The sequence below is a fragment of the Nocardia sp. CA-151230 genome, from assembly GCF_050942175.1.
Taxonomy (GTDB): domain Bacteria; phylum Actinomycetota; class Actinomycetes; order Mycobacteriales; family Mycobacteriaceae; genus Nocardia.
The window spans coordinates 5514021-5537151 of record NZ_CP192061.1 but is presented as its reverse complement, the minus strand read 5'-3'; the positions used below and the strand labels follow the sequence as shown (position 1 = coordinate 5537151).

The 23131-nt window shown below is 67.5% G+C and carries 24 protein-coding genes; 9 read left to right on the top strand and 15 right to left on the bottom strand.

The genetic code is table 11. The features are described 5' to 3' along the window. Positions 1-756 precede the first annotated feature (756 nt). Positions 757-2217: a class I adenylate-forming enzyme family protein gene (locus ACQP1O_RS26295; RefSeq protein ID WP_433561124.1), complete on the top strand. Its 1461-nt coding sequence runs from the start codon at positions 757-759 to the stop codon at positions 2215-2217. Here ACQP1O_RS26295 and ACQP1O_RS26290 read toward each other — a convergent pair. Continuing rightward, on the bottom strand, positions 2214-2468 hold the full coding sequence (locus ACQP1O_RS26290) for an acyl carrier protein (protein ID WP_433561123.1): 255 nt from the start codon (positions 2466-2468) through the stop codon (positions 2214-2216). The two genes, ACQP1O_RS26295 and ACQP1O_RS26290, sit on opposite strands and share 4 nt — an antisense overlap. A gap of 81 nt (positions 2469-2549) precedes the next feature. Between ACQP1O_RS26290 and ACQP1O_RS26285 the strand changes: the two genes are divergently transcribed. Beyond that, positions 2550-3833: a phthiocerol/phthiodiolone dimycocerosyl transferase family protein gene (locus ACQP1O_RS26285; protein WP_433561122.1), complete on the top strand. Its 1284-nt coding sequence runs from the start codon at positions 2550-2552 to the stop codon at positions 3831-3833. Positions 3834-3974: 141 nt separating this feature from the next. Here ACQP1O_RS26285 and ACQP1O_RS26280 read toward each other — a convergent pair whose 3' ends face one another. Continuing rightward, the gene (locus tag ACQP1O_RS26280; RefSeq protein WP_433561121.1) at positions 3975-4280 is read right to left on the bottom strand and encodes a hypothetical protein; all 306 of its coding nucleotides are present in this window, start codon (positions 4278-4280) and stop codon (positions 3975-3977) included. Then, entirely contained in the window at positions 4267-4656 is a 390-nt protein-coding gene (locus tag ACQP1O_RS26275; RefSeq protein ID WP_433561120.1) for a hypothetical protein, read from the bottom strand. Before ACQP1O_RS26275 ends, ACQP1O_RS26280 begins: the two co-directional genes overlap by 14 nt. 179 nt (positions 4657-4835) lie before the next feature. Here ACQP1O_RS26275 and ACQP1O_RS26270 point away from each other — a divergent pair, with 179 nt between their 5' ends. From ACQP1O_RS26270 to ACQP1O_RS26250, 5 genes are all read left to right on the top strand, one after another. Continuing rightward, complete coding sequence (locus ACQP1O_RS26270; RefSeq protein WP_433561119.1) at positions 4836-5735, top strand: helix-turn-helix domain-containing protein; 900 nt, start codon at positions 4836-4838, stop codon at positions 5733-5735. Further along, positions 5725-5934 (top strand): DUF397 domain-containing protein, encoded by a 210-nt coding sequence (locus ACQP1O_RS26265; RefSeq protein ID WP_433561118.1) that lies wholly within the window; start codon positions 5725-5727, stop codon positions 5932-5934. Before ACQP1O_RS26270 ends, ACQP1O_RS26265 begins: the two co-directional genes overlap by 11 nt. Positions 5935-6200: 266 nt before the next feature. Further along, positions 6201-7370: an SPFH domain-containing protein gene (locus ACQP1O_RS26260; protein ID WP_433561117.1), complete on the top strand. Its 1170-nt coding sequence runs from the start codon at positions 6201-6203 to the stop codon at positions 7368-7370. A 1443-nt stretch (positions 7371-8813) separates the two neighbouring features. Then, positions 8814-9668 (top strand): hypothetical protein, encoded by an 855-nt coding sequence (locus ACQP1O_RS26255; RefSeq protein WP_433561116.1) that lies wholly within the window; start codon positions 8814-8816, stop codon positions 9666-9668. A 25-nt stretch (positions 9669-9693) separates the two neighbouring features. Next, entirely contained in the window at positions 9694-10194 is a 501-nt protein-coding gene (locus ACQP1O_RS26250) for a hypothetical protein (protein WP_433561115.1), read from the top strand. 163 nt (positions 10195-10357) lie between these two features. Here ACQP1O_RS26250 and ACQP1O_RS26245 read toward each other — a convergent pair whose 3' ends face one another. Genes ACQP1O_RS26245 through ACQP1O_RS26235 form a run of 3 tightly spaced genes read right to left on the bottom strand, consistent with a single transcriptional unit; the run spans position 10358 to position 12935 of the window. Beyond that, the gene (locus tag ACQP1O_RS26245) at positions 10358-11053 is read right to left on the bottom strand and encodes an HAD family hydrolase (RefSeq protein WP_433561114.1); all 696 of its coding nucleotides are present in this window, start codon (positions 11051-11053) and stop codon (positions 10358-10360) included. Then, positions 11050-12015 carry a methyltransferase gene (locus ACQP1O_RS26240; RefSeq protein WP_433561113.1) on the bottom strand — a complete coding sequence of 322 codons (966 nt, stop codon included), beginning with the start codon at positions 12013-12015 and terminating at the stop codon, positions 11050-11052. The genes ACQP1O_RS26245 and ACQP1O_RS26240 overlap by 4 nt, the downstream gene beginning before the upstream one ends. 59 nt (positions 12016-12074) lie before the next feature. Continuing rightward, positions 12075-12935 (bottom strand): YdcF family protein, encoded by an 861-nt coding sequence (locus tag ACQP1O_RS26235; protein WP_433561112.1) that lies wholly within the window; start codon positions 12933-12935, stop codon positions 12075-12077. A 262-nt stretch (positions 12936-13197) separates the two neighbouring features. On the opposite strand from ACQP1O_RS26235, the gene ACQP1O_RS26230 reads away from it, so the two are divergent. Continuing rightward, positions 13198-14064: a bifunctional 5,10-methylenetetrahydrofolate dehydrogenase/5,10-methenyltetrahydrofolate cyclohydrolase gene (locus tag ACQP1O_RS26230; protein WP_433561111.1), complete on the top strand. Its 867-nt coding sequence runs from the start codon at positions 13198-13200 to the stop codon at positions 14062-14064. Positions 14065-14151: 87 nt separating this feature from the next. Here the strand turns inward: ACQP1O_RS26230 and ACQP1O_RS26225 are convergent, their stop codons facing one another. Together ACQP1O_RS26225 and ACQP1O_RS26220 are read right to left on the bottom strand one after the other, a co-directional pair. After that, positions 14152-14898, bottom strand: a complete 747-nt coding sequence (locus ACQP1O_RS26225) for a L,D-transpeptidase (RefSeq protein ID WP_433561110.1) — start codon at positions 14896-14898, stop codon at positions 14152-14154. A 203-nt stretch (positions 14899-15101) separates the two neighbouring features. Next, positions 15102-15740, bottom strand: coding sequence for a cyclodeaminase/cyclohydrolase family protein (locus ACQP1O_RS26220; protein ID WP_433561109.1), 639 nt, complete (start codon positions 15738-15740; stop codon positions 15102-15104). 126 nt (positions 15741-15866) lie between these two features. On the opposite strand from ACQP1O_RS26220, the gene ACQP1O_RS26215 reads away from it, so the two are divergent. Next, positions 15867-16904 carry an LLM class F420-dependent oxidoreductase gene (locus ACQP1O_RS26215; protein WP_354832004.1) on the top strand — a complete coding sequence of 346 codons (1038 nt, stop codon included), beginning with the start codon at positions 15867-15869 and terminating at the stop codon, positions 16902-16904. Between the two features lie 93 nt (positions 16905-16997). Here the strand turns inward: ACQP1O_RS26215 and ACQP1O_RS26210 are convergent, their stop codons facing one another. The 7 genes from ACQP1O_RS26210 to ACQP1O_RS26180 all read right to left on the bottom strand — a co-directional run bounded on the left by ACQP1O_RS26210 (position 16998) and on the right by ACQP1O_RS26180 (position 22937). Next, positions 16998-17327 (bottom strand): STAS domain-containing protein, encoded by a 330-nt coding sequence (locus ACQP1O_RS26210; protein ID WP_364618178.1) that lies wholly within the window; start codon positions 17325-17327, stop codon positions 16998-17000. A 196-nt stretch (positions 17328-17523) separates the two neighbouring features. Continuing rightward, positions 17524-19827: a SpoIIE family protein phosphatase gene (locus tag ACQP1O_RS26205; protein ID WP_433561108.1), complete on the bottom strand. Its 2304-nt coding sequence runs from the start codon at positions 19825-19827 to the stop codon at positions 17524-17526. Positions 19828-19914: 87 nt separating this feature from the next. Beyond that, positions 19915-20568 (bottom strand): SpoIIE family protein phosphatase, encoded by a 654-nt coding sequence (locus ACQP1O_RS26200; RefSeq protein WP_364618083.1) that lies wholly within the window; start codon positions 20566-20568, stop codon positions 19915-19917. After that, entirely contained in the window at positions 20561-20974 is a 414-nt protein-coding gene (locus ACQP1O_RS26195; protein ID WP_433567796.1) for an ATP-binding protein, read from the bottom strand. Before ACQP1O_RS26195 ends, ACQP1O_RS26200 begins: the two co-directional genes overlap by 8 nt. After that, the gene (locus tag ACQP1O_RS26190; protein ID WP_433561107.1) at positions 20964-21356 is read right to left on the bottom strand and encodes an STAS domain-containing protein; all 393 of its coding nucleotides are present in this window, start codon (positions 21354-21356) and stop codon (positions 20964-20966) included. Before ACQP1O_RS26190 ends, ACQP1O_RS26195 begins: the two co-directional genes overlap by 11 nt. Before the next feature lie 14 nt (positions 21357-21370). Beyond that, on the bottom strand, positions 21371-22264 hold the full coding sequence (locus ACQP1O_RS26185) for an STAS domain-containing protein (RefSeq protein WP_433561106.1): 894 nt from the start codon (positions 22262-22264) through the stop codon (positions 21371-21373). 166 nt (positions 22265-22430) lie between these two features. After that, a complete protein-coding gene (locus ACQP1O_RS26180) occupies positions 22431-22937 on the bottom strand; it encodes a MarR family winged helix-turn-helix transcriptional regulator (RefSeq protein ID WP_433561105.1) in 507 nt (168 codons plus the stop codon). Between the last annotated feature and the right edge of the window lie 194 nt (positions 22938-23131).

Here is a 23131-nt window from a genome sequence, read left to right as displayed (position 1 = left end):
GTGATCGTCGGCTGACATCATCTCTTCGAGCTGCTGCGCGGCAACGTATACGGGCTGCCATAGTGGGTTCCAGACGGGCACAAAGGTATTCGGACCTCGGCGTGGCTTTTCCGCACCATCCCAGCATGATTCGCGAGCTTCAAGCGATGCGAACTGTGGGCTGAGCAGTGTGGACGAATACTTGGCTCAGCTGCTCAGTAGCTCCCCCAGGAAATCACCCGACTGCAGACCGGCGACGGCTGCGCCGACATGGTCGACTGGATGCGGAGTGCCCGAACGACCCCGATAGTCGACTCACCCGGGTCATTTCAACGCCCGACTACTATACAGCCGCAGCGCATTTCGATGCCGATGGTCTCCCGGCAGCCGGGGGCCTGCCGGCGAACGCATACACATGCCGAAATGCGTGTTCTCCGGTGCGCCAGTACCCGTCTTGGCCTTCGGTGCTCGATAGCACGGTTTCGTCACCGGAGAAGAACTCGTCGCGGACACGGAAATCGCTTGCGACAGGCCAGAATCGGGCTGTCATCGCCTAGACTTGAACTGAGCCTCCTTGTCTCGCTGGCCCTTTCGGCGGCGGCACCCGGCTGTTCAATGGCAACCACGATAAAAGGCTCGGTTTGAAAACTGGCAGAAGCTTCGACGTTCGATGCCGGCGTTCTCCACCTGACCTACCGGCGTAATCGCTGACGGCTTGTAGATGCCGCATCCCACTTCTATCCTTACGGACAGGGGGGCGGACCCCGCGGAGTAGAGATGATCTACGACAATCTGCTCGTGCCGACAGCGCGGGCACCGATCACCAGCGGATTGCGGCAGGGTGAAGAATTTACGCCCTACGCCGCTTTGGTCGAGCGGGTCGGCCGACTAGCCGCCGGCCTCATTGAACGTGGCATCGGGAGAGGCGATCCCGTTGCCCTGCTGATTCCGAATTCACCCGATCTTTTCGTGACTGCCCACGCACTCTTCGCCATCGGCGCCATCGCGATGCCTCTGGGCGAGACGGCCACGCGATCCGAACTCGCCGCGCTCGCGTACAAGACCGGACCCAACGCAGTCATCTCAACCCCCGGTCTTGCCGCTGCGGCCGAGATGCTGATCGCAGATGCGGCCCCCGGCATTCCCTTGCTCCTGACGAGCACCCTGCCCGAAGGAAATGCAACCGCCCAGCTGCCGAAACTGGCAGGCGATACAACGGCGCTCTACCTCTTCTCGTCCGGCTCGACCGGGTTGCCCAAGGTGGTGCCGCACACCCATGCCGAGCTGCTCGCCGACAGTGAACGAGCCAGCGCAGCCTGGGAGCTTCAGCCCGACGATATCGTCCTCGACATTCTGCCGGGCAACTTCTCGCTGGGCTTCCTACTGGGCGCTACGCAAGCCGTCGCCGGCGGTGCAACGACGCTCTATTGGAGCGATCCCCTGCCGCTGGCGCTTTCGCGCAAGAAGCTGCTCGACACCATGGTCCGCGAGCGTGTCACCGTCATGGGCGCCGTTCCGGCAACGTACGAAATCGTCACCGGTCAGACCGGCAGTTTCGATCTGGGGCTGCGCCTGGCCTTCTCGGGCGGCGTCGCACTGAAACGGCCGATCTTCGAAGCGGTGCGCGAGCGCCTCGGTACCGCACTTCGTCAGGATTACGGCTCGACCGAGGCGAGCATGTTCTCGCACAACAACTCCGCCGATCCCGACGCGAGCTGGGCCTCGGTGGGCAAGCCGGCAGGCGACGCCAGGGTCCGCATCGTCCCGTTCGAGACCGAATTGGGCCCATCCGTCGGTGAAATGGAAATACAGTCATCCTCGCTCATGCGGGGCTATCTCGGCGATGCCGTGGCCAATGACGAGGCGTTCGATGAGGGTTGGTTCAGGACCGGCGACCTCGCCTCGCTCGATGAAGAAGGTCGCATCGTCATCCGTGGCCGCAGCAAGCTGCTGATCGAGGTATCCGGCTACAAGGTCGACCCTATCGAGGTGGAGGAGACGCTCATGACCCTGCCTGCTGTTGCCGAAGCCGCAGTGGCGGGTCTCCCGGACTCGCGCAGCGGCAATCGGCTGATCGCGTTCGTCGTCAAAGGGGCGGATGTGTCGGCCGATGAGTTGATCCGCTATGCCCGCGACCGGTTGTCGGTTCAGAAGGTCCCGGACGAGATCGCGTTCATCGACGCACTGCCGCGGAGCCCGGCCGGCAAGGTGCTCCGCGCACGGCTGCGCGAGCTCTAGGCGGGCTGAGCCGCTCGCTGTGAAACATAGGCCGCTATGTTCGCAGGCGATTCGAACAGCTCCGCCCGTATCTCCGTGTCCGGGATGCTGATCTTGAATCGCTCCTCGAGGAAATACACCAGTTTCACCAAACTGACCGAGTCCAGCAGGCCTGCCTCGAGCAATGGGGTCTCGCGATCGACTGGCGCACCGCCGGTTTCGGCCACCATGGCGGAGATATACTCGATTATCGGTCGTTCGATATCGTTCATCACTTGAGTCCCTTATGTAGTCGGCATGCCAGCCAATTTCATCGCGAACTGGAATGGTATTCGAAACTGCGGGAGGAACGCTTGGGCGAAAAAACGCGCCCGCTGGGCGAAAAGGAACAACTGCTCAGCCATTTGCATGTCCATGGTGGGCTGATCGCCATGCAGGTGCTGCATGTGCGCGGTCGCCTCGATCCGGAGCTGGTGAAGCGCGCGCTCGCCTGGCTACAGACCCAGCACCCCATCCTTCGCGCTCATATCCGCTACGGCAAGATCGTCTGGCGACACATACCGTTCTTCGCCTATCGGCAGCCCTGGTTCGACACCGAGGGCACAACGGAGATCCCGTTGAAGGTGCTCGACGACAGCGACCCGGACGCTTGGCGCACGGTTTTCGCCTCTGACATCCGCACACCGATCTCGAAGGGCAACCATCCGCGCCTGCGGGTAACACTGGTGCGGCAGTCGCCCGACGCCGACCTCAACCACATCGTCATTTGCGCCGATCACGCGACCCTCGACGCCCAGTCCGCCAACAATCTCGCTTGCCAGCTTCTCGAATACCTCGCCGATCCAGCCGCGGCGCAACTGAAGTTCCCGCTCCACACCGCCCTGCCCCCGCCGATCGACACCGGCATGCTCAAAAAATCCGGCAGTGGCAAGAAGACCACCTATACGCCGGCCATTCGGCTACCCAAGCAGGCGGTACCCGACCCGAAGAAGGAAACGCGAGTACTGGCACGTCACCTCGAGCCCGTCGTCACGGCAACGCTCGTGGATGCCATCAAAGCCAACAGAACGACGGTTCACGGTGCGGTGACGGCAGCCTTCCTGCTTGCCATGCGCGAGCGGTACGGGCTCGATGCCATGACCGTGTTGACCACGGTCGACCTCCGTCGCCTCAGTAAAGTCGCGGTGACGCACGAGACCTACGGTTGCTACGTCGACATCCTGCGTACCGAGCACCCGATTACCGACGACTTCTGGGCAACCGCCCGTGACGCCTCGTTCAAGCTGATCGCCGCGCTGGCCAAGGACCAGGAGTCCGCCTCGATCATGAAGTTTCCCGGATGGAAGGTGTATCGGCGCGAAGTCGGCCCATCGCTCCGGAACAACCGGCGCCTGGACGGACTTGCTGTCACCACAACGGGCGATTCTGGCCTTCAGGCCAGCTACGGTGCCTACACGCTCGAGGACGTCACCAAAGCCGTTTCGCTCGACATGTTCGGCCCGTCACTGTTCGTGATCGCCAACGAGCGGCTTGGCGGCCTCGACCTCAGCGTCGGGTACTCGGCAATCGCGATGAGCGACGATGAGGTGTGTCGGCTCACCGACAACGCGGTGGCCCGGCTCGAACGTGCTGGATGAAAACGCCGCGCCGATCGCGGCACACTCTGCGTCGTGGACGAGGTTCCGGAGATGCTGGTCGTATCCCGCCAATGCGGTGATCGCAGTGAGGTGCGCGCACAGCTGCTTCGACGGGGGCAGGCTGTGGACCATCAGCCGGATTCAGTTCACGGGCACGGTGTGGTGGTCGATGACGTCGTCGATCGGTCGGCCGGCGGCAGTGTGGTTCGAGGGTTCGGCGCCGTCGAGGATGGTGTCGAGGATGGCGGCACGGTCGAGGGTGGCTGGGAGGCGGTGGGATTCGCGGGCGCTGACGATGACCGCGTGCAGCACGGTTGCGTAGACGCGGGAGCGGGGGACGGTCAAGCGCCGGCCGTGGCGTTCACGGTCGCGCAGGCGGGTTTCGATGGTGTCGAGGACGTCCTGGATGACCTGGATCTCGATCAGGTCCGGATCATCGCAGGGCATGGCGACCGCCGAAAAGCAATGTGCTGTAGCCGAATACGGTGGCGCGTAACAGCGTGAACAGGGATCTGCGCGCGGTCGGCGGTGTTCGCGCTGCACGGGGGTCGAGGATCATGCGCCCGGATGCGACCAGGGCGGTGCGCGCCCGCCCTCGCACCAGGCAGGTGTCGACTCCGCATTCGAGATGCAGTTGCATCGCGATATGCGCTTGTGCGGCAGTCAGTTCGCCGGGATCGGAGTAGCACGACCACAGCCCGCGAACCGAATAGCCGACCGTTGCGGGCTCGTTCGATGGCGGTTCGGTGTCGGCGGCCTGACGGTTCTCTCGTTCGATGCGGTCGATGATCGCCTGCACCGACCACGGATTGTTGCTGGGCATTGTCACCTACCTGTGTGCTGTCGTTGGAGCCCAAGCACACCACCGAGGACGTTTCTGAAAACGTGGAATCTGAATATTCAGATTAGGTAGTCTGAAATCCCAAGGTGGGATGCGGATCCACCGCGATACAGCATTCAGATTCTGTTGGCAGATGTATTCACTTTTCAGGGGGAGCATCGATGGCAGAGGATGTGTCGCCCACCCTGTTGCGGCGGCAACTGGGTAGGTTTCTGCGGGAACGGCGTCAGGCGACCGGGCTGACCCTCGAACAGGCTGCGGTCCAGGTTCAGCTCAGCTTCAACGCATTACAACGACTCGAGGCCGGTCGCACGGTCAAGCCGCGACGGCAGGACGTGCGGGAGTTGTGCATGCTCTACGAGGTGGATGCCGACGAGACCGAGCAGGCGGTCGGTTTGGCGTTTCGGGCGGCGACGGCCAAGGACGAGGACGGGATCTTCTCCCTCGGAGGGCTTTTCAGTGATGCGTTCAATATGTATGTCGGCATGGAGCGTTCCGCTCGCCGTCTGGTCACCTACCAGGAACAGATACCCGGACTGCTGCAAACTTCCGACTATGCGCGTGCGGTGTTCCGCACCTTCCCGGGGTTCGAGAACGATGAAGACATCCAGCGGCGCATCGATATTCGGCTGACGCGTCAGGTGATCGTGACCCGCAGAGCCAACCCGCTGGCGGTCGAAGTGTTGCTGAACGAAGCGGCGCTGCGTCGGGTCGTCGGTGGCAAGCGTGTGATGGCCGCGCAGCTCAAGCACCTCGCCGACATGAGCACCAGGCCGAACGTGACTTTGCGGGTTCAACCGTATGCGGCCGGGTACACCTGGGGTTTCCAGCACGGTCCGTTTGTGTTGTTGGACTTCGGCACCGACGCCGGGAACAACCGGGTCGAGCCACCGGTCGTCTACGTCGAGGGTCGGCTGACCAGCGATCTGTACGTGGAGAGGCTCGAGGATGTCCAGCGATACAGTGAGTTGGCCGAGGCCATTCGGGCCGAAACGCTGGATGAAGTGCGAACGCGAGACCTGATCCGCCAGATAGCAAGGGAGTTCGATCGTGAACGGTGACCTGTCCGGGGCACGCTGGTTCAAGAGCAGCCGTAGCGAAACCGGTTCCCAATGTGTGGAGGTCGCGTTCCTCGATTCGGGCATGGTCGGGATTCGCGACTCCAAGAACTCGACCGGCCCAGCGCTGATGTTCGCCCCCGGTGAGTGGGACGCCTTCACCGCCGGCGTGGTGTCCGGGGAACTGGACTCTCCCGCCTGATCCGCGCCGGGCCGGATCCAGTCCTCCGGCAGGATCGTTGGCTCGGTGGCGGGATGGCGGCGATGTGCTCCGGGCACGGCGAAGCCGTAGTAGCGGATTGATATGGCTCGCGCGGGAAAGCTCCCGCGGGCCATGGTCGTTCATGAATAATTAACACTGCCTGTGGTTGGCTCGATAGCCACACGACGGTGACCGCGCGCGCCGGCGGCCCTGTGCCATACTCGGCCGGGGTCGGGCGCAGCGCTCGAGGGAGGAAAGAGAACTCAATGGGCCTGTTCGACATGATCCGCGGCGAATTCGTCGACGTCATCGAATGGTTGGACGACACTCGCACCACGCTGGCGTGGCGGTTTCCCCGCTACGAGAACGAGATCAAGAACGGCGCGGAGTTGATCGTCCGGGAGGGGCAGCAGGCCGTCTTCGTCTACCGCGGGCAGCTGGCCGACAAGTTCGGTCCCGGTCACTACCAGCTGACCACCGAGAACATGCCGATCATGTCCACCCTGCAGGCCTGGCGGCACGGGTTCAACTCGCCGTTCCGGTCCGAGGTGTATTACGTGAACACCCGCGCGGTCACCGACATGCGCTGGGGCACACCGCAACCGGTCACCGTGCGCGACCCCGACTTCCGCATGGTGCAGATCCGCGCCAACGGCACCGCGAACGTCCGTGTCACCGACATCGAGGTGTTCCTGCGCCAGATGATCGGCACCAATGCCGAGGTCGATGCCGACGTGCTCAGCGAGCAGCTGCGTGCCAATGTCGCCCTGGCCTTCTCCGACATGGTGCTGGCCAGCGGCCTCGGCGCCATCGATCTGCAGGGCCGCCAGGTCGAACTGTCCGACAAGCTGCGCGAATTCGTCGGTCAGCGTCTGTCCGGCTTCGGTATCGGGGTCGAGGGCGTCACCATGACCATCTCCCTGCCGGAGGAAATCCAGCAGGCCATGACCCGCGGTGTGGCGCGTGGCGTCGAAGCCGGCGGCTTCATGAACAATGTCGACCTCAACCGCTACCAGCAGATGCAGGCCGCCGACGCCATGCTCGCCGCCGCCCAGAACCCCGGCGGCGGAATGGGAGCCGCCATGCAGGCCGGCATGGGCGTGGTCCTCGGCGGCCAGATGGCGGGCGCCATGCAGGGCAGCATGCAGCCGCAGCAGGGCGGCTACGCCCAGCCCGCCGCCCCCCAGCAGGCGGCCCCGCCGCCGCTGCCCGGCCAGCAGCAGTTCCACTTCGACAACGCCGGCCAGGCCGCAGGTCCTTTCCCGATCGACCAACTACGCCAGTACGTCTCGTCCGGCCAGCTGACCCGCGACACCAACGTCTGGACCGAGGGCATGGCCGGCTGGCAGCCCGCCAACACCGTCCCCGCCCTCCAGCCCCTCTTCGCCACCCCGCCCCCGCTGCCGGGCACCCCGCCGCCCCTGCCCCCGCAGTAGCAGAAACTCGACCGGTGGCATCGCCCGCCCGGGCGGTGCCTCGGACCGGTCCGCGTGCGGATGCGCCGAGACGGGTGGACCGATGGTGAGACCCGAGCTCCCACAGCTCATCCCGCCGCCGTCCCGCACTCCGACGACGGCCCACCGGTCGCAACCGCACCGCGGCCGATCGGCCCGCCGTACCCGGACGTCGTCTCCGTCCGGACTGCCCTACATCCACGCCCGAGCCCTCGGCGCGTCCCCGAAGTCCTTCCGCCCCATGGCGTGACGCGAGTCCGCCGCACCGAGTGAGCTCCCATGAACGACAACCAACGGCCGCCGCACCCGTCCGGCCCGCCGCCGCTCCCGTCCGGGGACCCGGCCGCCCCGCACACGGCCGACCGGCAACCGTGGACGCTGCCGCTCGCGGCCAACGACCATGCCCAAGGCCGCCTGCCATCCGCCCAGCCGCCGCACCCCGGTGGCCCCGGCGCGGGATCGCCCGTCCCGCCGCCACTTCCGGGTTCTGTCCCGCCGATGCCGCAGCCTGGCGCGACCCCGCCGGGCGGCGTCCCCGGGCAGCAATGGGGCGCGCCCCCTCCACTTCCGCCCACCGGAGCAGGGCAGAGCGGTGTTCCTCCGATGCCGCAGTCCGGTTCGATGCCGCCGCAGCAGGGTCTAGCCCCGCAGCCTGGCGCTGCCCCAGGGCCGGGAACTATTGCGCCGCCGCCGCTTCCTGGGTCCGGGGCTCCGGCCGGCCCGCCGCCGCTGCCGGATGCTGGAACCGGGCAGCAATGGGGCGCGCCCTCTCCACTTCCGCCCACCGGAGCGGGGCAGAGCGGTGTTCCTCCGATGCCGCAGTCCGGTTCGATGCCGCCGCAGCAGGGTTTCGCGCCGCAGCCCGGCGCTGCCGGGCCGGGAACTATTGCGCCGCCGCCGCTTCCTGGGTCCGCGGCTCCGGCCGGCCCGCCGCCGCTGCCCGGTGGGGTGGGGGCAGGACAGCCGGGGCAGGCGCCGGTGGGGGCCATGGCTCAGCCGGTGATCGTGGCGCCGGTGATCGTGCCGGGTGGGGTGGCTCCGGGACCGGTCGAGTCGGACGGTGCTGTGCCGCAGGGGAATCCGGTGGTGCCGGATCGCGCGATGTTGCATCAGACGGAGTTGACTCGGACGTATCCGTGTTCTTCGTGTGGGGCGCAGTTGGTGTTCGATCCGGTGGGGCAGGATTTGTTGTGTCCCAGTTGCGGGAATCGGTCTCCGGTGACGGCGCCGGATGTCGAGGTTCAGGCTCGGGAGCTGGGGCCCGCGATTGCGGCGTTGCGGGAGTTGCAGGCGCATGCGGCGGGGCCGCAGGTGACGGGGGAGTGGGAGGTGAAGTGCCAGAACTGTGGTGGGACAACCGGGTTCAACGGGAGTCTCACCGCTACTCGGTGCCCATACTGCGCCACGCCCATTCAGCGTGATGATGTGCACAATGCGCCGGCCCGGTTGCCGGTGGACGGTGTGGTGCCGTTCCTGGTGGGGGAGAAGCAGGCTCGGGAGCTGGTCGAGAAGTGGGTGTCGGGGCGGTGGTTCGCGCCGTCGAATTTCCGGAAGTATCGGCGGATCGGGGCGTTCTCCAGCCTGTACACCGCGTATTTCACCTATGACGCCGATACCCAGAGCTGGTATCAGGGCGAGCGCGGCGACGACTATCAGGTGCGGGTCGGGACGGATTCGGATGGGGATCCGATCTATGAGACGCGGACCCGGTGGTATCCGGTGGCCGGTGAGGTCGCCAATGAATTCGCGGATCTGCCGGTGCTGGCCAATGACAATATGAACCGCGACCGGATTCGGTCGCTGGAGCCGTGGCCGGTGGAGCAGGCGCGCGCGTACTCACCGGAATTCGTGGCCGGGCACCTGTGCCGCACCTACGACAACGATGCGGAGCAATCGTTCCCGGAAGCGCAGCAGCGGATGGAGTCGGCGATCGAATCCACCGTGCGCGGCGACATCGGTGGTGACCATCAACGCATCCACCAGCTGAACACGAACTGGAACTGGCTGGCGTACAAGCATCTGCTGCTGCCGATCTGGCTGCTGACGGTCGTCTACATGGACAAGACCTACCAGGTGTACATCAACGGCCTCACCGGCCAGGTGTCCGGCGACCGACCGTGGAGCAAGGTGAAGATCATCGCTGCGATCCTGGCGGTGCTCGCGATCATCCTCACGGTGATCCTGGTGTACAGCAAGGTGCACGGCCATCACACCCCGGCGCATCCGACCGGACCGAGCCACTCGACCGTCGCCCCGCCGCGCCCCACCACCCATCGCTGACCCGACCGACGAAAGTGAGCCGACCATGCTGATTGCCGTGCTGATTGTGCTGGTCCTGATGGCGGCCGCCGTGGGTGGCGTGATGCTGGTGTCCTCCCGCCAGAAGACCGCGATCGCGGCCGCCAACCAGGTCGTCCCCGGCACCGCCACCCGCGCCCCCGCCTCCTGGGCGGGCTCGCACGATCCGGAACCGCGCCTGCACCGCCGCCTGCGCGACGCCATGACGGCCCTGCGCACCGCCGATGCCCTCGACGACGCCACCACCATCGTGCTGCGTGCCGAACTCGAGCAGGCAGCCCTGGCCTGGGACGACCGACTGGTCGCCATGGCCTCCCTGCCCGCCGCCACTCGCGGCGACCAGCTGGCGACCGCGACCACGGCGGTGGAATCCATCGAAGCGGCGGTGGCACAGTATGTTTCGGCCGCCACCCAGCGCACCGCCGCCGACGTGAACGCGGGCCTGACCGCGGCCCGGGCGCAGCTCGAGATCCAGGCCGAGATCCGGAAGTCACTCGAGGCGGGCTGAATCCGGGGAATCGCTGCGGCCTCCATGGTGATTGCGCAGACTGTGGGGGCCTCGGCCAGGACACCCAACTCGGCTGGACCCCACCGACTCCGGTGTACCTGCTCCGCATGCGCCGCGCGCTCGACGAGGCCCGAAAGGCAGCACAGCGACGCCGAGCGAGGATTCACCCGGCCGGCGAATCCAGTTCCGCCAGTGAGCGAATGACCGTGATCCCGTCGTCCGAGGCGACCCCAGGACCGCTGCGAACCAGCCAATAGGCCCGCAGCCCGGCATTTCTGGCGCCCAGCGCGTCCCAGTCGTACCGATCGCCGACATACGCCACCTGCTCCGGCGGCAGCCCGAGCATCTCGCATCCCGCGAGGAAGATCGCCGGATCGGGCTTGGCCGTACCGAATTCGTCCGAGCACAGGATGGCGTCGCCGAAGTGGTGCAGCAGCCCGACCGTGCGCAGCTTCCCGGTCTGGTACGGCTGGGAGGCGTTCGACACCACGCCGAGCGCCTTCCGCCCGTCGAACCGCTCCAGTACCGGCGCGGCATCCGGGAACGCCGCCCACGCGGAATCCCGGTGCGCCGCATAGCGGGCGAACCACTCGACCGGATCGTCGGCCGTCACGCCCAGCTGTGCGAGAAATCGCTCGGTCCGCAGCCGCTGCTGCCCCTTGAAGGTGAGTTCACCTGTCAGGAACCGCAGATACTCTTCCTCCTCGATCGCCCGCCACAGCGCCAATGCCGCCGCCGGTGACTCGACGCGATCCAGGAGCTGTTCGGCGGCGAGATGCCGCAGGAATCCGATCCGCACCGTCGCGGAATAGTCGATGAGCGTGTCATCCACATCGAACAGGACCCCGCGAATACTCATGTGCGCGTACCGATCACCACTGTCGCCCCCATATCCTCACACTCCACGATCCGAGCCGACAGCCCGTACTCCCGCATGATCGCGGCGGCAACCGGAGCCTGCTCCTCGCTCTCCTCCACGAGCAGATGCCCACCGGCACAGAGCCATTCACCCGCCACGGCAGCGATCCGCCGCAGCACGTCCAACCCGTCCACGCCGCCGTCGAGCGCCCGCCGAGGCTCGTGATCGCGCGCCTCGGGCGGCATCCACGCGATGTCCTCCGACGGCACATACGGCGTATTCGCCAGCAGAATATGCACGCGCCCGCGCAGATCCGCCGGCACAGGGTCGAAGAGATCGCCCTCGACGACCCGAGCCCCCAGGGTTCCGAGATTCTCCCGCGCACACGCCACGGCCGCAGGCTCGATATCGGCCGCTGTCAGCTCGACCCGAATACCTTCCTCCGCTATTTCTTTCGCGAATGCCAACCCCAGCGCTCCGCAGCCGCAACACATATCGAGCACGACCAGCGTCGAATCCGCGTAGGCAACGGCGGTTTCGGCCGGGTCCGCCAGGGTGCGCGGCCCGACGGGCCGATACTCACCGGCGGCGGTACGGACAGCAGCGATGGTGGTGCCGGCGGCAGCGTCGGTGGCAGAAGTGGCCGCACTGTCGTGCGCGATACCAGCGGACTCGAACGGCTGGATCATGCTGCGGCCCAGGGCAATGGCCTGTTCGACCAGAAAGCTCGTGCGCTGACGTGGGACGAAAACGCCCGGCGCGACCGCGACCCGAAGGCCGCGAAACTCCGCCCATCCCAGCAGATGCTCCAGTGGGAACCCGGCAATGCGCTGCGTGACAAGCGATTCCAGGTGGTCGGCATCGGCGGCCGAGTCCAGGAGCAGCGCGGCCTCGTCCTCCGCGAACACACACCCGGCCGCGCGGAGCCGCGCGACCAGCGTTTCGGTGGCGGAAGAAGTCACCACGTCATTGTGCACGCCCGGACGGCCGCCCCGTTCGAGTGGGGGTCCGGGCGTGGGGATCAGCGTTCGGCGGGGAGCCGCAGGGTGCGGGTGGTGTCGAGGTAGATGCCGCGCTGGCTGCTGCGCGCGGGCGGCGGCAGCTGCGAGACGAGCTGCTCGAGGGAGGTGGTCGCGCCGATGACCGGCATTCCGGCGACGATGAAGTCGGCCACCGCGCGGCGAATGTGGTTGGGGGAGGTCACCACAATGACGCTGGTCGCGCCCGCGTCCTTCAGCATCTGCGCGCCGAACAGCGCGTTCTGCACTGTCGACCCGGCGCGGTGGTCGGCCAGGATGCGGCCGGCGGGAATGCCGTGCCCGATCAGCCAGCCCTGCATGGCCGCCGCCTCGGTGATCCCGTTCTGTGGATTGCCGCCGGTCACCAGGATCGGCGACATTGGCGAGGCGATCGCCTGCAGCCAGGCCGCCTGCATCCGGTTCACCAGCTCGGGCCGCATGGACCCGTCGGGGAGCAGGCCATAGCCGAGCACCGCGATGCCGGTCTGCGGTCCCGCGATCGCCGGAATCGGATTGGGGAGCGTGCCCACCGCGGCGCCGATGGCCTGGAACAGAGTCCGGGTGCCGTCCGCGAGCCGGCCGTCGATGCCACTGAGGTGGTTCAGCGCGACCTCGCGGGTGATGATGTCGCCGGTGTAGTCCGACCAGATCGCCTGCAGCGCCAGGGCCTGCGGGTCGTCCGGTGATTCACTGAGCAATTGGCGCAGGTCGGCCAGCCCGGCCGCCTCATTGCCGGCCGTGAAATTGTCCTGCGCGGAGTTGTACAGCGCCGCGGGGTCCGCGTGCGCGGCGCCGCTGCCGAGGATGGTGAGGACGGCGGCCACCGCCGCGAGCATGATGGGAAAACGCCTGGCGATCTGCACTGCTGTCGACCTTTCGGGGGTGTCACGCATTGCTGTTTGCTGGCTATCCATGGAGTTAGCTGGCTATTGGCTCCTATCGAATGGGGACACGATACGACTGACCATCCCGTTTGTCGGGTATTTGCCGAACTGATTTCGCAGTTTTGCCCGAAGCCATGGTGGGAACGCGCGCGAAGCGCGCCGCATACGGATCGGCACATCGCCCGCCCGGTCGCCGTGTGCGGGGAGGGCGCGGCCGGGACTCGGGATAAGCTGTGCACCCGTGGATACGACTTCGCTCATCGGCAAGGAACTCGCCGCCGCCATCAACGCCGACACCAAGCAGCGCGCCGCCGCCCTCACCGAGCAGGGCGCCGCCCCCCGCCTGGCCCTCGTGATCCCGAACGACGACCCGGCCAGCGCCTGGTACGTGAAGTCTCTCAACCGTGCCGCCGAGCGCAATGGAATCGCTTGCGAGAACGTCGATCTCGGTGTCGACGCCACCGCCGAGGAGATCCGCGCCAAGCTCACCGAGCTGTCGCAGGACCCGTCGGTGGACGCCATCATGCTGCAGACCCCGCTGCCCAAGGGCGTCGGCCTCGACGACGTCAGCTCCGCCATCGCCGCCGAGAAGGATGTGGACGGCGTCAGTCCGCTTTCACTGGGCCTGCTCGCCGCGGGCCGAGCGGGGAGAGGCGGAGCGGCGGGCTTCCCGCCCGCCACCTCCGAGGCGGTCGTGGAACTGGCCAAGTTCCACCAGGTCCCGCTCGCCGGTCGGCACGTCGCGGTCGTCGGCCGCTCCAACGTGGTCGGCAAGCCCCTGCTTCAGCTGCTGCTCGCCGAGAACGCGACCGTCACCATCGCCCACTCCCGCACGACCGACCTGCCCGCGGTGACCTCGGCCGCTGATGTCGTCGTCGCCGCGGTCGGCCGCGCGGGCCTGATCACGGCCGACCATGTCCGCGAGGGCGCGGTCGTCATCGATGTCGGCACGAACGAGGACGAGAACGGCAACATCACCGGCGACGTGAACGCGGCCTCGGTCACCGGCAAGGCTGCCGCCCTGAGCCCCGTCCCCGGCGGCGTCGGCCCCGTCACCACCGCACTCCTCATGCGCCACGTGGTCCAGGCCGCCGAGAACGGCCGCTGACCACAACGAATCAGGGAGCTCTCAGCGCGGGAATCCGTCCGATTCCCCGCGCCGGGAGCTCCCTGATCTTGTCCTGACCGGTGACGGTCACCAGTGTGTGGTGACGGGGTCGCCGACCGAGACGTTGTCGAAGTACCACTCGGCGTCGGCGGGGGCGAGGTTGATGCAGCCGTGGCTGACGTTCGAGTTGCCCTGGGAATCCACGGACCAGGGTGCGGAGTGGACGTAGACGCCACCCCAGGTCAGGCGCTCGGCGAACTCGCCGGTGAGCAGGTAGCCCTCCGGATCGTTCAGCGGGATGCCGATGGTCCGGGAGTCGAAGGTGACCGAGCGCTCACGGGACAGCACCGGGAAGGTTCCGACCGGAGTTTCGCGCCCGGGCTTGCCCATCGAGGCGGGCATGGTGTGGGCGACGCCGTCCACCCAGACCGTGAACGTATGCGCCGACATGTCCGCATCGGCGGTGGTGCCGCCATTGGTCTGGAACTTGATGTGCTGGTTTCCGGCGAGGACCGTGATCGGCGAGCGGGCGGGCAGGAGGTTCTCCGGTTGCCACATCAGCTGCCGGTCGTCGATCCAGGTGAAGTGGCCGGCGAGGGAGTCCCGCGCGCGGACGTCGACGGTGCGTTCGGCGGCGGCGCGATCGGTGACCGCGTCGGCGAACTGGACGGTCACGGGGGCCGCGATGCCCACCACCTGGCCCGAGGCCGGCGTAATGGCTTGGACGGCTGGCAGATTGGGTGTTTCGAGGGCCGCACCCGCGGCTCCGGTTCCGAACGCGGCCGCCGCGGCGACAAAGCTTGCGACGAACAGAGAGCGAATCGCTTTCTGCATTCTTCCATCCCTTCGAGAGGGTGTGGGGCAGGGTTTCTCAGACTATGACTTGGTCATCAGTCCCATCTGGAAATGTACCCGGTTCGTAACCTTTGTCCCGGCGTGGGGGTTATGCGAAGTTCGTATCGCCAGGTAGAGGGCCGGAAACTGACTGTGCCCCGTTCCGTAACGGAACGGGGCACAGTGCGGCCGATTCGCGACGGTCAGCGGGTGATGGCCGCGACCACGTCGTTGTGCAGGGCATCGGCCCGCGCGATGACCTCCTCGATCTGCTTCAGCACCGGCGCGAACTCGGCGGCGGCTGTACGGTCCAGCGATGTCACGTTGATGGCGATGTTCAGTTGCGAGCTGGCCGCCGCGGACCGGGCGCAGTCGGCCGCCGCGCCGATGTCGGTCACCACGTTCGGGTTGCCGATGGGCAGCAATTCCGTTGCCAGGGAAACGATTTCGTCGGCCTCGGCCACCACGGCCGCGGGCACCCGGGCGGCCTGCAGCAGCGCGGCGGTGATGGCCTCGCCGCGGGCGGCCTGCTCGGCCTCGGACTCCTTGGGCAGCTTGTAGGCCGCGCCGACCGCGGTGAAGGCGGCGGCGTCGGCGTCGGCCAGGGCCAGGGACCGCTCGCGGGCCACGTCCGCGGCGGCGATGATGCGGTCGATGACCGGGCGATTCTCGGCATCCTTGGCCCGGGTGGTGTACCGCGCGACCATGGCGACCAGGGCGGCGCCCTGGGCCGCGTGCAGCGCCGCGACCGCGCCGCCGCCGGGGGCGGGCACCTTGGCGGCCAGTTCACCCAGGTACCCCCGCAGTGTCGAATCACCGAAGGTGGTGGTGTCCTGAGTCATGAGGGGTGGCCTCCCTTGGCAGTACGGCGAATTCGGGTGATTTCGCCGCTTACCGTACCGGTCGCGGGGCCGTGCGCGGCAACCCGCCCGCTGTCGGTGTGCCGACCGGTGGGTAAGGTCCCGGACATGCGTATCGGACTGTCGATCAATTACACCGACGGCTTCAAGGAGACCGCTGCCGAGGTCGCCGACCTCGAACGGGCGGGCCTCGACATCGTGTTCGTGCCCGAGGCGTATTCGTTCGACGCGGTGAGCGCGCTCGGATACCTGGCCGCGAAGACCGACCGGGTGCAGCTGGCCTCGGGCATCCTGCAGCTCTACACCCGCACGCCCACGCTGACCGCCATGACCGCGGCGGGCCTGGACTACGTCTCCGACGGCCGCTTCATCCTGGGCCTGGGCGCGTCGGGCCCGCAGGTCATCGAGGGCTTCCACGGCGTGAACTACGACGCCCCCATCGGCCGCACCCGCGAGGTGCTCGAGATCTGCCGCAAGGTCTGGAAGCGCGAACGCCTCGAGCACAGCGGCAAGTACTACAACATTCCGCTGCCCGAGGGGCAGGGCACCGGCCTGGGCAAGCCGCTCAAGCTCATCAATCACCCTGTGCGCGAGAACATTCCGGTGCTGCTGGCCGCGCTGGGCCCGAAGAACGTGGAGCTGGCGGCCGAGATCGCCGAGGGCTGGCAGCCCATCTTCTTCCTGCCGGAGAAGGCCGACCTGGTGTGGGGCGACTCGCTGAAAGCCGGTCTGGCCAAGCGTGATCCGGCGCTGGGCGACCTCGAGGTGTTCGCCGGTCCCGCGCTGGCCATCGGCGACAATGTCGACAGCTGGCGTGACGGGGTCAAGCCGCACCTGGCCCTCTACATCGGCGGCATGGGCGCCAAGGGCAAGAACTTCTACCACGCGCTGGCCACCAAGTACGGCTACGGCGCCGAGGCCGACCGGATCCAGGAGCTGTACCTGGCGGGCCGCAAGGAAGAGGCCGCCAAGGTGGTTCCGGACGATCTGGTCCGCGACATCAACCTGATCGGTTCGGCCGGATTCGTGAAGGAGCGGATCGCCGCCTTCCGCGAGGCCGGTGTGACCGTGCTGAACGTGGTCCCGATGGCCGGCACCGCGGCCGAGCGCGTGAAGCTGATCGAGCAGTTGCGCGAGCTCCTCTGACCGAGCCGCGAACGCCGCGAAGCCGAGTCCGGAATGAACCGGACTCGGCTTCGTCGTTTACGGGCGGCCCGCAGCGGTGTGCGGGCAACGCCCTCAGCGCAGCGCGCTGAGCGCTTCGTCCAGCGTGGAATGCAGCGAGAACACCTGGTCCAGGCTGGTCATCTTCAACTGGCGGCTGGTGGCGGGCCCGTCGGCCACCACCACGAGGCGGGTGCCCCCGGCGCGTTTGTGGACGCCCACCAGCACCGCCATGCCCGCCGAGGCCAGGAAGCTGACCGCGGACAGGTCGATCACCAGTGCGGCCGGCTTGCCCGCGAGGGCCGCGTCGATCGCGCTCTCGAGGGCGGGGGCGGTCGCCAGATCGACTTCGCCGGTCACGGTGAGCACGGTGGCCTCAGCGTGCGGGGTGACCGAGGTGGTCATTGTCTCGGCGAAGGGATAGCCGTCTCCGGAAGTGTTGGTCACGTTTGTCAAATCTGCCATGATCCGTCCGTTCGTGCTGCATCGTCTACCACATCGGTACTGGTTCGGTAGCGGGCGTTATAGCGAAAACCGCAGCTACCCACTCTTTCGGAGTCCTCCGAAACCGCCCGCCGAATTTGTGCCGGCGGGCCCAGATTCACATGCGCCCGGCCGCCGAAAATGAAACGGCCATTAGTCGCACCGACATCCGTACCCGGGTACCCGGACCGGAATTGTCGATCTCGAGATCATCGGTGAGTGCACGCATCATGGCGATGCCGCGGCCCCGGTGACCGGGATCCGCGGGCAGCGGCCGCCACACACCGGTATCGGACACCTCGATGGTGAGGGTGTCCACGCCGCAGTCCGCGGTGAGCCGCACCCGGCCGGGCTCGCCGCCCAGGTACGCGTGCTCGATGCTGTTACTGCAGGCCTCGTTCGCGGCCGCGACCAGATCGACCGCCGTATCGTGCGGCACCGCGGCGGCGGTGAGCCAGAAACGCAGCGCGCGCCGGATGCCGGACAGCTCGCGGGCTTCGGCGGGCACGTCCAGGCGCAGCGGCCCGGGCGGCTGCCGGTAGACGACCATGGCCACGTCATCGTCGTAGCCGGCGGCGGGCCGCAGCCGCGACAGCACCGAATCGGCCACCTCGCGCGGCAATTGCCCGGCCACGCGCGACAATTCGTCGGCGAGTTCGACGAAGCGGTCGTCGATGTCGACCCCGCGCTGCTCGACCAGGCCGTCGGTGAACAACACCAGGGTGGAGCCCGGAGCCATCGCCGTCGTGGCCTCCGGACGGCGCGGAATATCGAAGGTGGCCAACGGGACTGCGCGACCGCCCTCCAGCAGCCGGCCGCGCTTGGCGGGCTCGGCCAGCACCGGGGGCATGTGCCCGGCATTGGAGTAGCGGACCAACCCGCGCACCGGGTCCAGGATGGCCGCGCACACGGTGGTGCACATGGCTCCCGGAATGCGGGAGGCCACCGTGTCCAGTTCGGCCAGCAGCTGGGCCGGGCCCGCACCGCGCAGCAGCAGAGCCCGTGCGGCCGTGCGCAATTGGCCCATCACCACCGCCGCCGACAGGCCACGGCCGACGCAGTCGCCGACGACGACGCCGATGGTGCCGTCCTCGAGCCGCACCACGTCGTACCAGTCGCCGCCGATCTCGAGCGGGGGCAGTGCGGGCTCGTAGTGCACCGAGAAACGCGGCGGCAGTTCGATCGGGCCGAGCATGGCGCGCTGCAGGGTGAGCGAGGTGGAGCGGGCCTGGTCGAAGTTGCGCGCCCGCTGCACGGCCAGGCTCAGATGCCCCACCAGCAGCGAGAACAGCGCCCAGTCACCGGGTGTGATCACGCGTGGCGCGGCGAAGCGCAGCCACAGCGCCGAGTCGCCGCTCTCGCCGAGCGGCGCCACGATGCCCTCCGAACTCGACGCCCCCTCGGGGATGGCGAACATGGTGCGGCCGGGCTGCAATCGGGCGCGGTCGAGCAGGGCGCGGGCCCGGGCGTCCAGGACGCGCCGGGATTCGCCGCCCTCGGCCGGCTCGGCATCCCCGCGTCGGCGGATGGGCTCGGTGTCGTGCGGGGCCACGCCCGCGCCGGTGTACGGATTGTCCTCGGAGACATACAGTTCCGGGCCGGTGTGATGGTTGGGCCAGACCGAGACCACCGCGGCCTCCGCGCCGATAGCGCGCCGCAGTTCCTCCAGGCCGACGGTGAGCACCTCGACCACGCTGGTGGCCGCGCCGACCGCGGTGGCCAGCCGGGAGACCGCCTGGTCGCGGGCCTGGGCGTCGTGCTCGGCGGTGACGTCGCGCAGCGTGCCGACGAAAATCCGTTCCCCGTTCTCGGGTTTCACCAGCGAGGACGTCGACACCGCGAGCCACAGCTGCCGCCCGTCGCGGTGGCGGATGGGCATCACGAAGCGGGCCGCGTCGGTGCCCAGATCCGGGTAGCGCGGCGCCTCGGGAACGGTCCAGGGGTGGGGGAGCGGATACGGAATCCCGTCGGGCCCATAGCCGGTGAGCGCGCCGAACGCCGAGTTGACCTCGACCAGCGTGCCCTGCGCGTCGACGACGAAGAAGCCGTCCTGCAGCGACTCCACCAGCGCCGTGCGGAAGGCGTCGCGTCCCGCGAGATCCTCGGCGCGCGAACGCTGTTGCTCGTAGCGCCTGGTCCCGTCCAGGAAGCCGCGGGTGGCGACGTCCAGCGCCGCCATGGTCTGCAGCAGGAACTCCAGCGCCGCCTCGGTGCGGTCGGTGCCGTCGGGCGCGGGCCCGAGACCCTCGAGTTCGAGCAGCCGGAAGTGGTGCTCGGTGAGGTCGAGAATGCTCACGCCCTCCACCAGCGCCCGCCGGCCGAGCTCGTAGCCCTCGGCCAGGGTGTTCTGATTGGGGGCGCGCAGGTGCAGCCGGAGCGCGGCGGCGTACGCCTCGCGAAACGCGGCCAGCACCGTACTCACGCTCTGCTCCATGGGCATGAGCGGGGGCCCTGCATGGTTACGCAGGCTTCCGCCTCCGGGCCTCGGCCCCTCATGCCGGGTTCTCGCTCATGGCTTCACACTCGGAATGGGTTGGGAGGGATGGGATTGCCCGCGATGGCGGGCCGCGAGCACGAGCGCGTCGTCGGTGTCCTTGGCGTGGCGGGCCAGGATCTCGGCGGTGATCTCCGCGGTCGGCTTGGACAGGTCGACGGCGTCGGCGAAACTGCTGGTGATGCCGTCGGTGGACATGAGCAGCAGGTCGCCGGGGCGCACGGCCACGGTCTGCGGCTGCAGGTTCGGCGGCAGCAGGTAGCCGACGATGCCGCCCGAGAGCAGGGCCGTGGCGCGGATGGCCGGTTGGCCGGGAGCCGCTGCGACGATGCGGGATTCGACATTGCCGACGCCCAGCCAGTGCACGCGGTCGCGAGAGTCGAACAGCGCCAGCGAGACCGCCGCGCCGCGGGTGTCGGACATGGCGCGATGGCACAGCAGCAACAGCACATCCAGTGGCTCGGCGCGGTTCTCGGCCAGCACCTGCGCCGCCCGATCGGACGCGTCGGCCGCCGCCGCGCCATGGCCGAGACCGTCCAGTACGGCGAAGAGCACCGAGCCCCCGCCCGCGTCGAGCACGACCGATCGGTCGCCCGAAACCCGTTGCCCGGGCAGTGCGCGACCGGCGACGGCCCATTCGACCGCGCCGATGAAACCGTCCTCACGCACCGGTGGGCACCCACTTCCACATTTCGACGAGGGTGCCGTGCCCCGGTTGAGAATCGATGAGCATGCCGTCCATCAGGCGCTTCGCGCCCGGAAGTCCCAGGCCCAGACCGCGTCCCGTGGAGAAGCCGTCCTCCATTGCGCGTGGAATGTCAGGAATTCCGGGCCCATTGTCCTTGGCCTGCACCACCATCGAGCGCCGGCCGTCGCGTTCCTGGACGCCGAGGTGGATCGCCCCGGTACCCGCGTAGCTCGTGATATTGCGGGCCACTTCGGAAATGGCCGTCGCGATCATGGTGCGATCGGAGAGCGAGAAGCCGAGTTTGGCAGCCAGCTCCAGCCCCGCTTGCCGAGCGGTCACGATGTCGTTGGACACGTTCACCGCGATCACCACGTCGTCAGCGGCCACGATCACGACCGTCTCGTTGGCTGCCGCGACTCTGGATCTTCTTGTTCAGCCAGGACAGGCCCTCTTCGAGGTCGAGCGCGGTGTGCATGTCCTCGAAGGTGAGCCCCAATTGCACCATGGCGAAAGCGACTTCGGGCTGTAGGCCCACGATGACCGTTTCCGCGCCCCGCAGCTTGGTCATGTGGGCGATGGTACGCAGCGATCTAGCGGCAAAGGAGTCCATTACGTCGATCGCGGTGACATCGACGATGATGCCCTGGGCTCGGTATCTGCTGACGTAGGTCATCAGATCGTCTTGCAGGCGTTCGGTATCCGCGTCGGTGAGCGCTGACTGCACCGACGCAATGAGATAGGTGCCCTGCTTCAGAATGGGTACCGGCATCTGACCCGCCCTGATTACCGTCCGTCGCGATCGGTGACGCGCGACACCTCGTAGCCGAGCAGCCGCTCCGCTTCCTCGATACCACCCTGGAGGTCACCGACGGCATTCATCTTCGACAGATCCAGGCCGATGGTGACCAGGGTAAGCGCGATCTCCGACGACAGGCCGGTAATGATGACATTGGCGCCCATGAGGCCCGACGCGTCGACCGTCTGCACCAGGTGGTTGGCGACCGTGGAGTCGATCGCGGGTACACCGGTGATATCGATGACGACGACCTTGGCGCGGTTGGCGCGAATAGCGCGCAGCAGCTGCTCGGTGAGCTGACGCGCGCGCTGCGAGTCGAGCACGCCGATGATGGGGAGGATCAGCAGCTGCTCACGCACCTGGAGAACGGGCGTGGACAGCTCGCGAATCGCCTCCTGCTGCTGGCGGATGACGCGCTCGCGCTCCTGCACGAAGGACACGGCCACGGTGTTGGCGATGCGGTTCGCGGCCGGCTCGTAGGCGTCGAGTACCAGGTTCAGCAGCTCGAAGTCGGACTGGTACTTCTCGAAGAGGCTGCGCGCCAGCACGTCTCGTAGCAGGAGCACGATGCCGATGACCTCGTCGGTCTCGACTCCTCTGGGGATGATGCGCTCGGACAGATCGCGCGCGTAGGCCTGCAGCGCCTCGACGCTACCGGTCTCGAGCACCTCGACGTAGTTGTCGTAGACGGAGGTGGCCTCGGAGAAGATCTCCTCGGGCGTCATGGCGGTGAGCAGCTGGGCATCGGTGATGCGACGGGCCCACTCCTCGCGCAGTTCGGTGCGGTTCTGCCGCAGGTGCTCGACGAGCTGCGGAAGCAGGTTGTCGACGGAACCCGCGGGCAGCGAATCCGCCGAGAGACCGATGGACACGTCGGACATGAAAACTCCTGCCCCTTTCGCTAAGGCCAGGTCGGGTGCTCACTTGCACGACCGATAACCGGTCGTGTGCTCGGTGCCGACCGCCGTCGGAAGCCGGTGCCGAGCCTAGTCTTACCCAGTACCCGATGGGTGCCAAACCAAACGCTGGTGGGCTGGGAATTCGCGGTCAGGTGTGCTCGTCGCGGGTTTCCGGGCTGCGGTGATGGGCCAGCAGTGTGTCGTAGATATCTGCCAGCGCCGTGAGCTGGCCACGATCGAGCACATCCACCATGTGACGCCGCACACTGTCGACATGCGAGGGTGCGGCGGAATCGAGCACCTGCGCGCCTTTTTCGGTGAGGACCGCGGCGGTGCGGCGGGCATCGTCGGGAATGGATTCGCGGGCGACCAGACCGCGCTTCTCCATCCGGGTGATCTGATGTGAGAGCCGGCTCTGCGACCACTCCAGCACGGCCGCGAGTTCGGCGAAGCTGCGCCGGTGGTCCGGGGCGTCGGCGAGCCGGGCCAGCACGGTGTACTCCACGTAGGTCAGATTGGATTCGCGTAGGGAGTCGCGTCCGACCGCGGCGGCGATGAGGTCGCGGGTGAACACGAATCCCAGCCAGGCGCGCATCTCGACATCATCGAGCCAGCGGGGTTCGGCCACAGTTCCACTCCCGAGTTCCGTTGTCATGCTAAATCCTCCCCGCCGCCGACAAGCGCATCATGCACAGGTAACACCTGCTCGGTTGAAGGTGCAACATGTACCTGTTCGCGGCATCCTGTCGCGGATTGCGGTGTCTTCGACCACGACCCATGGTGCCCGTCGCCGCGTCGGAGGCAGCAACGAGCGCACTTGCAAACGAGCGAACTCGGCCGGGCCTGGTC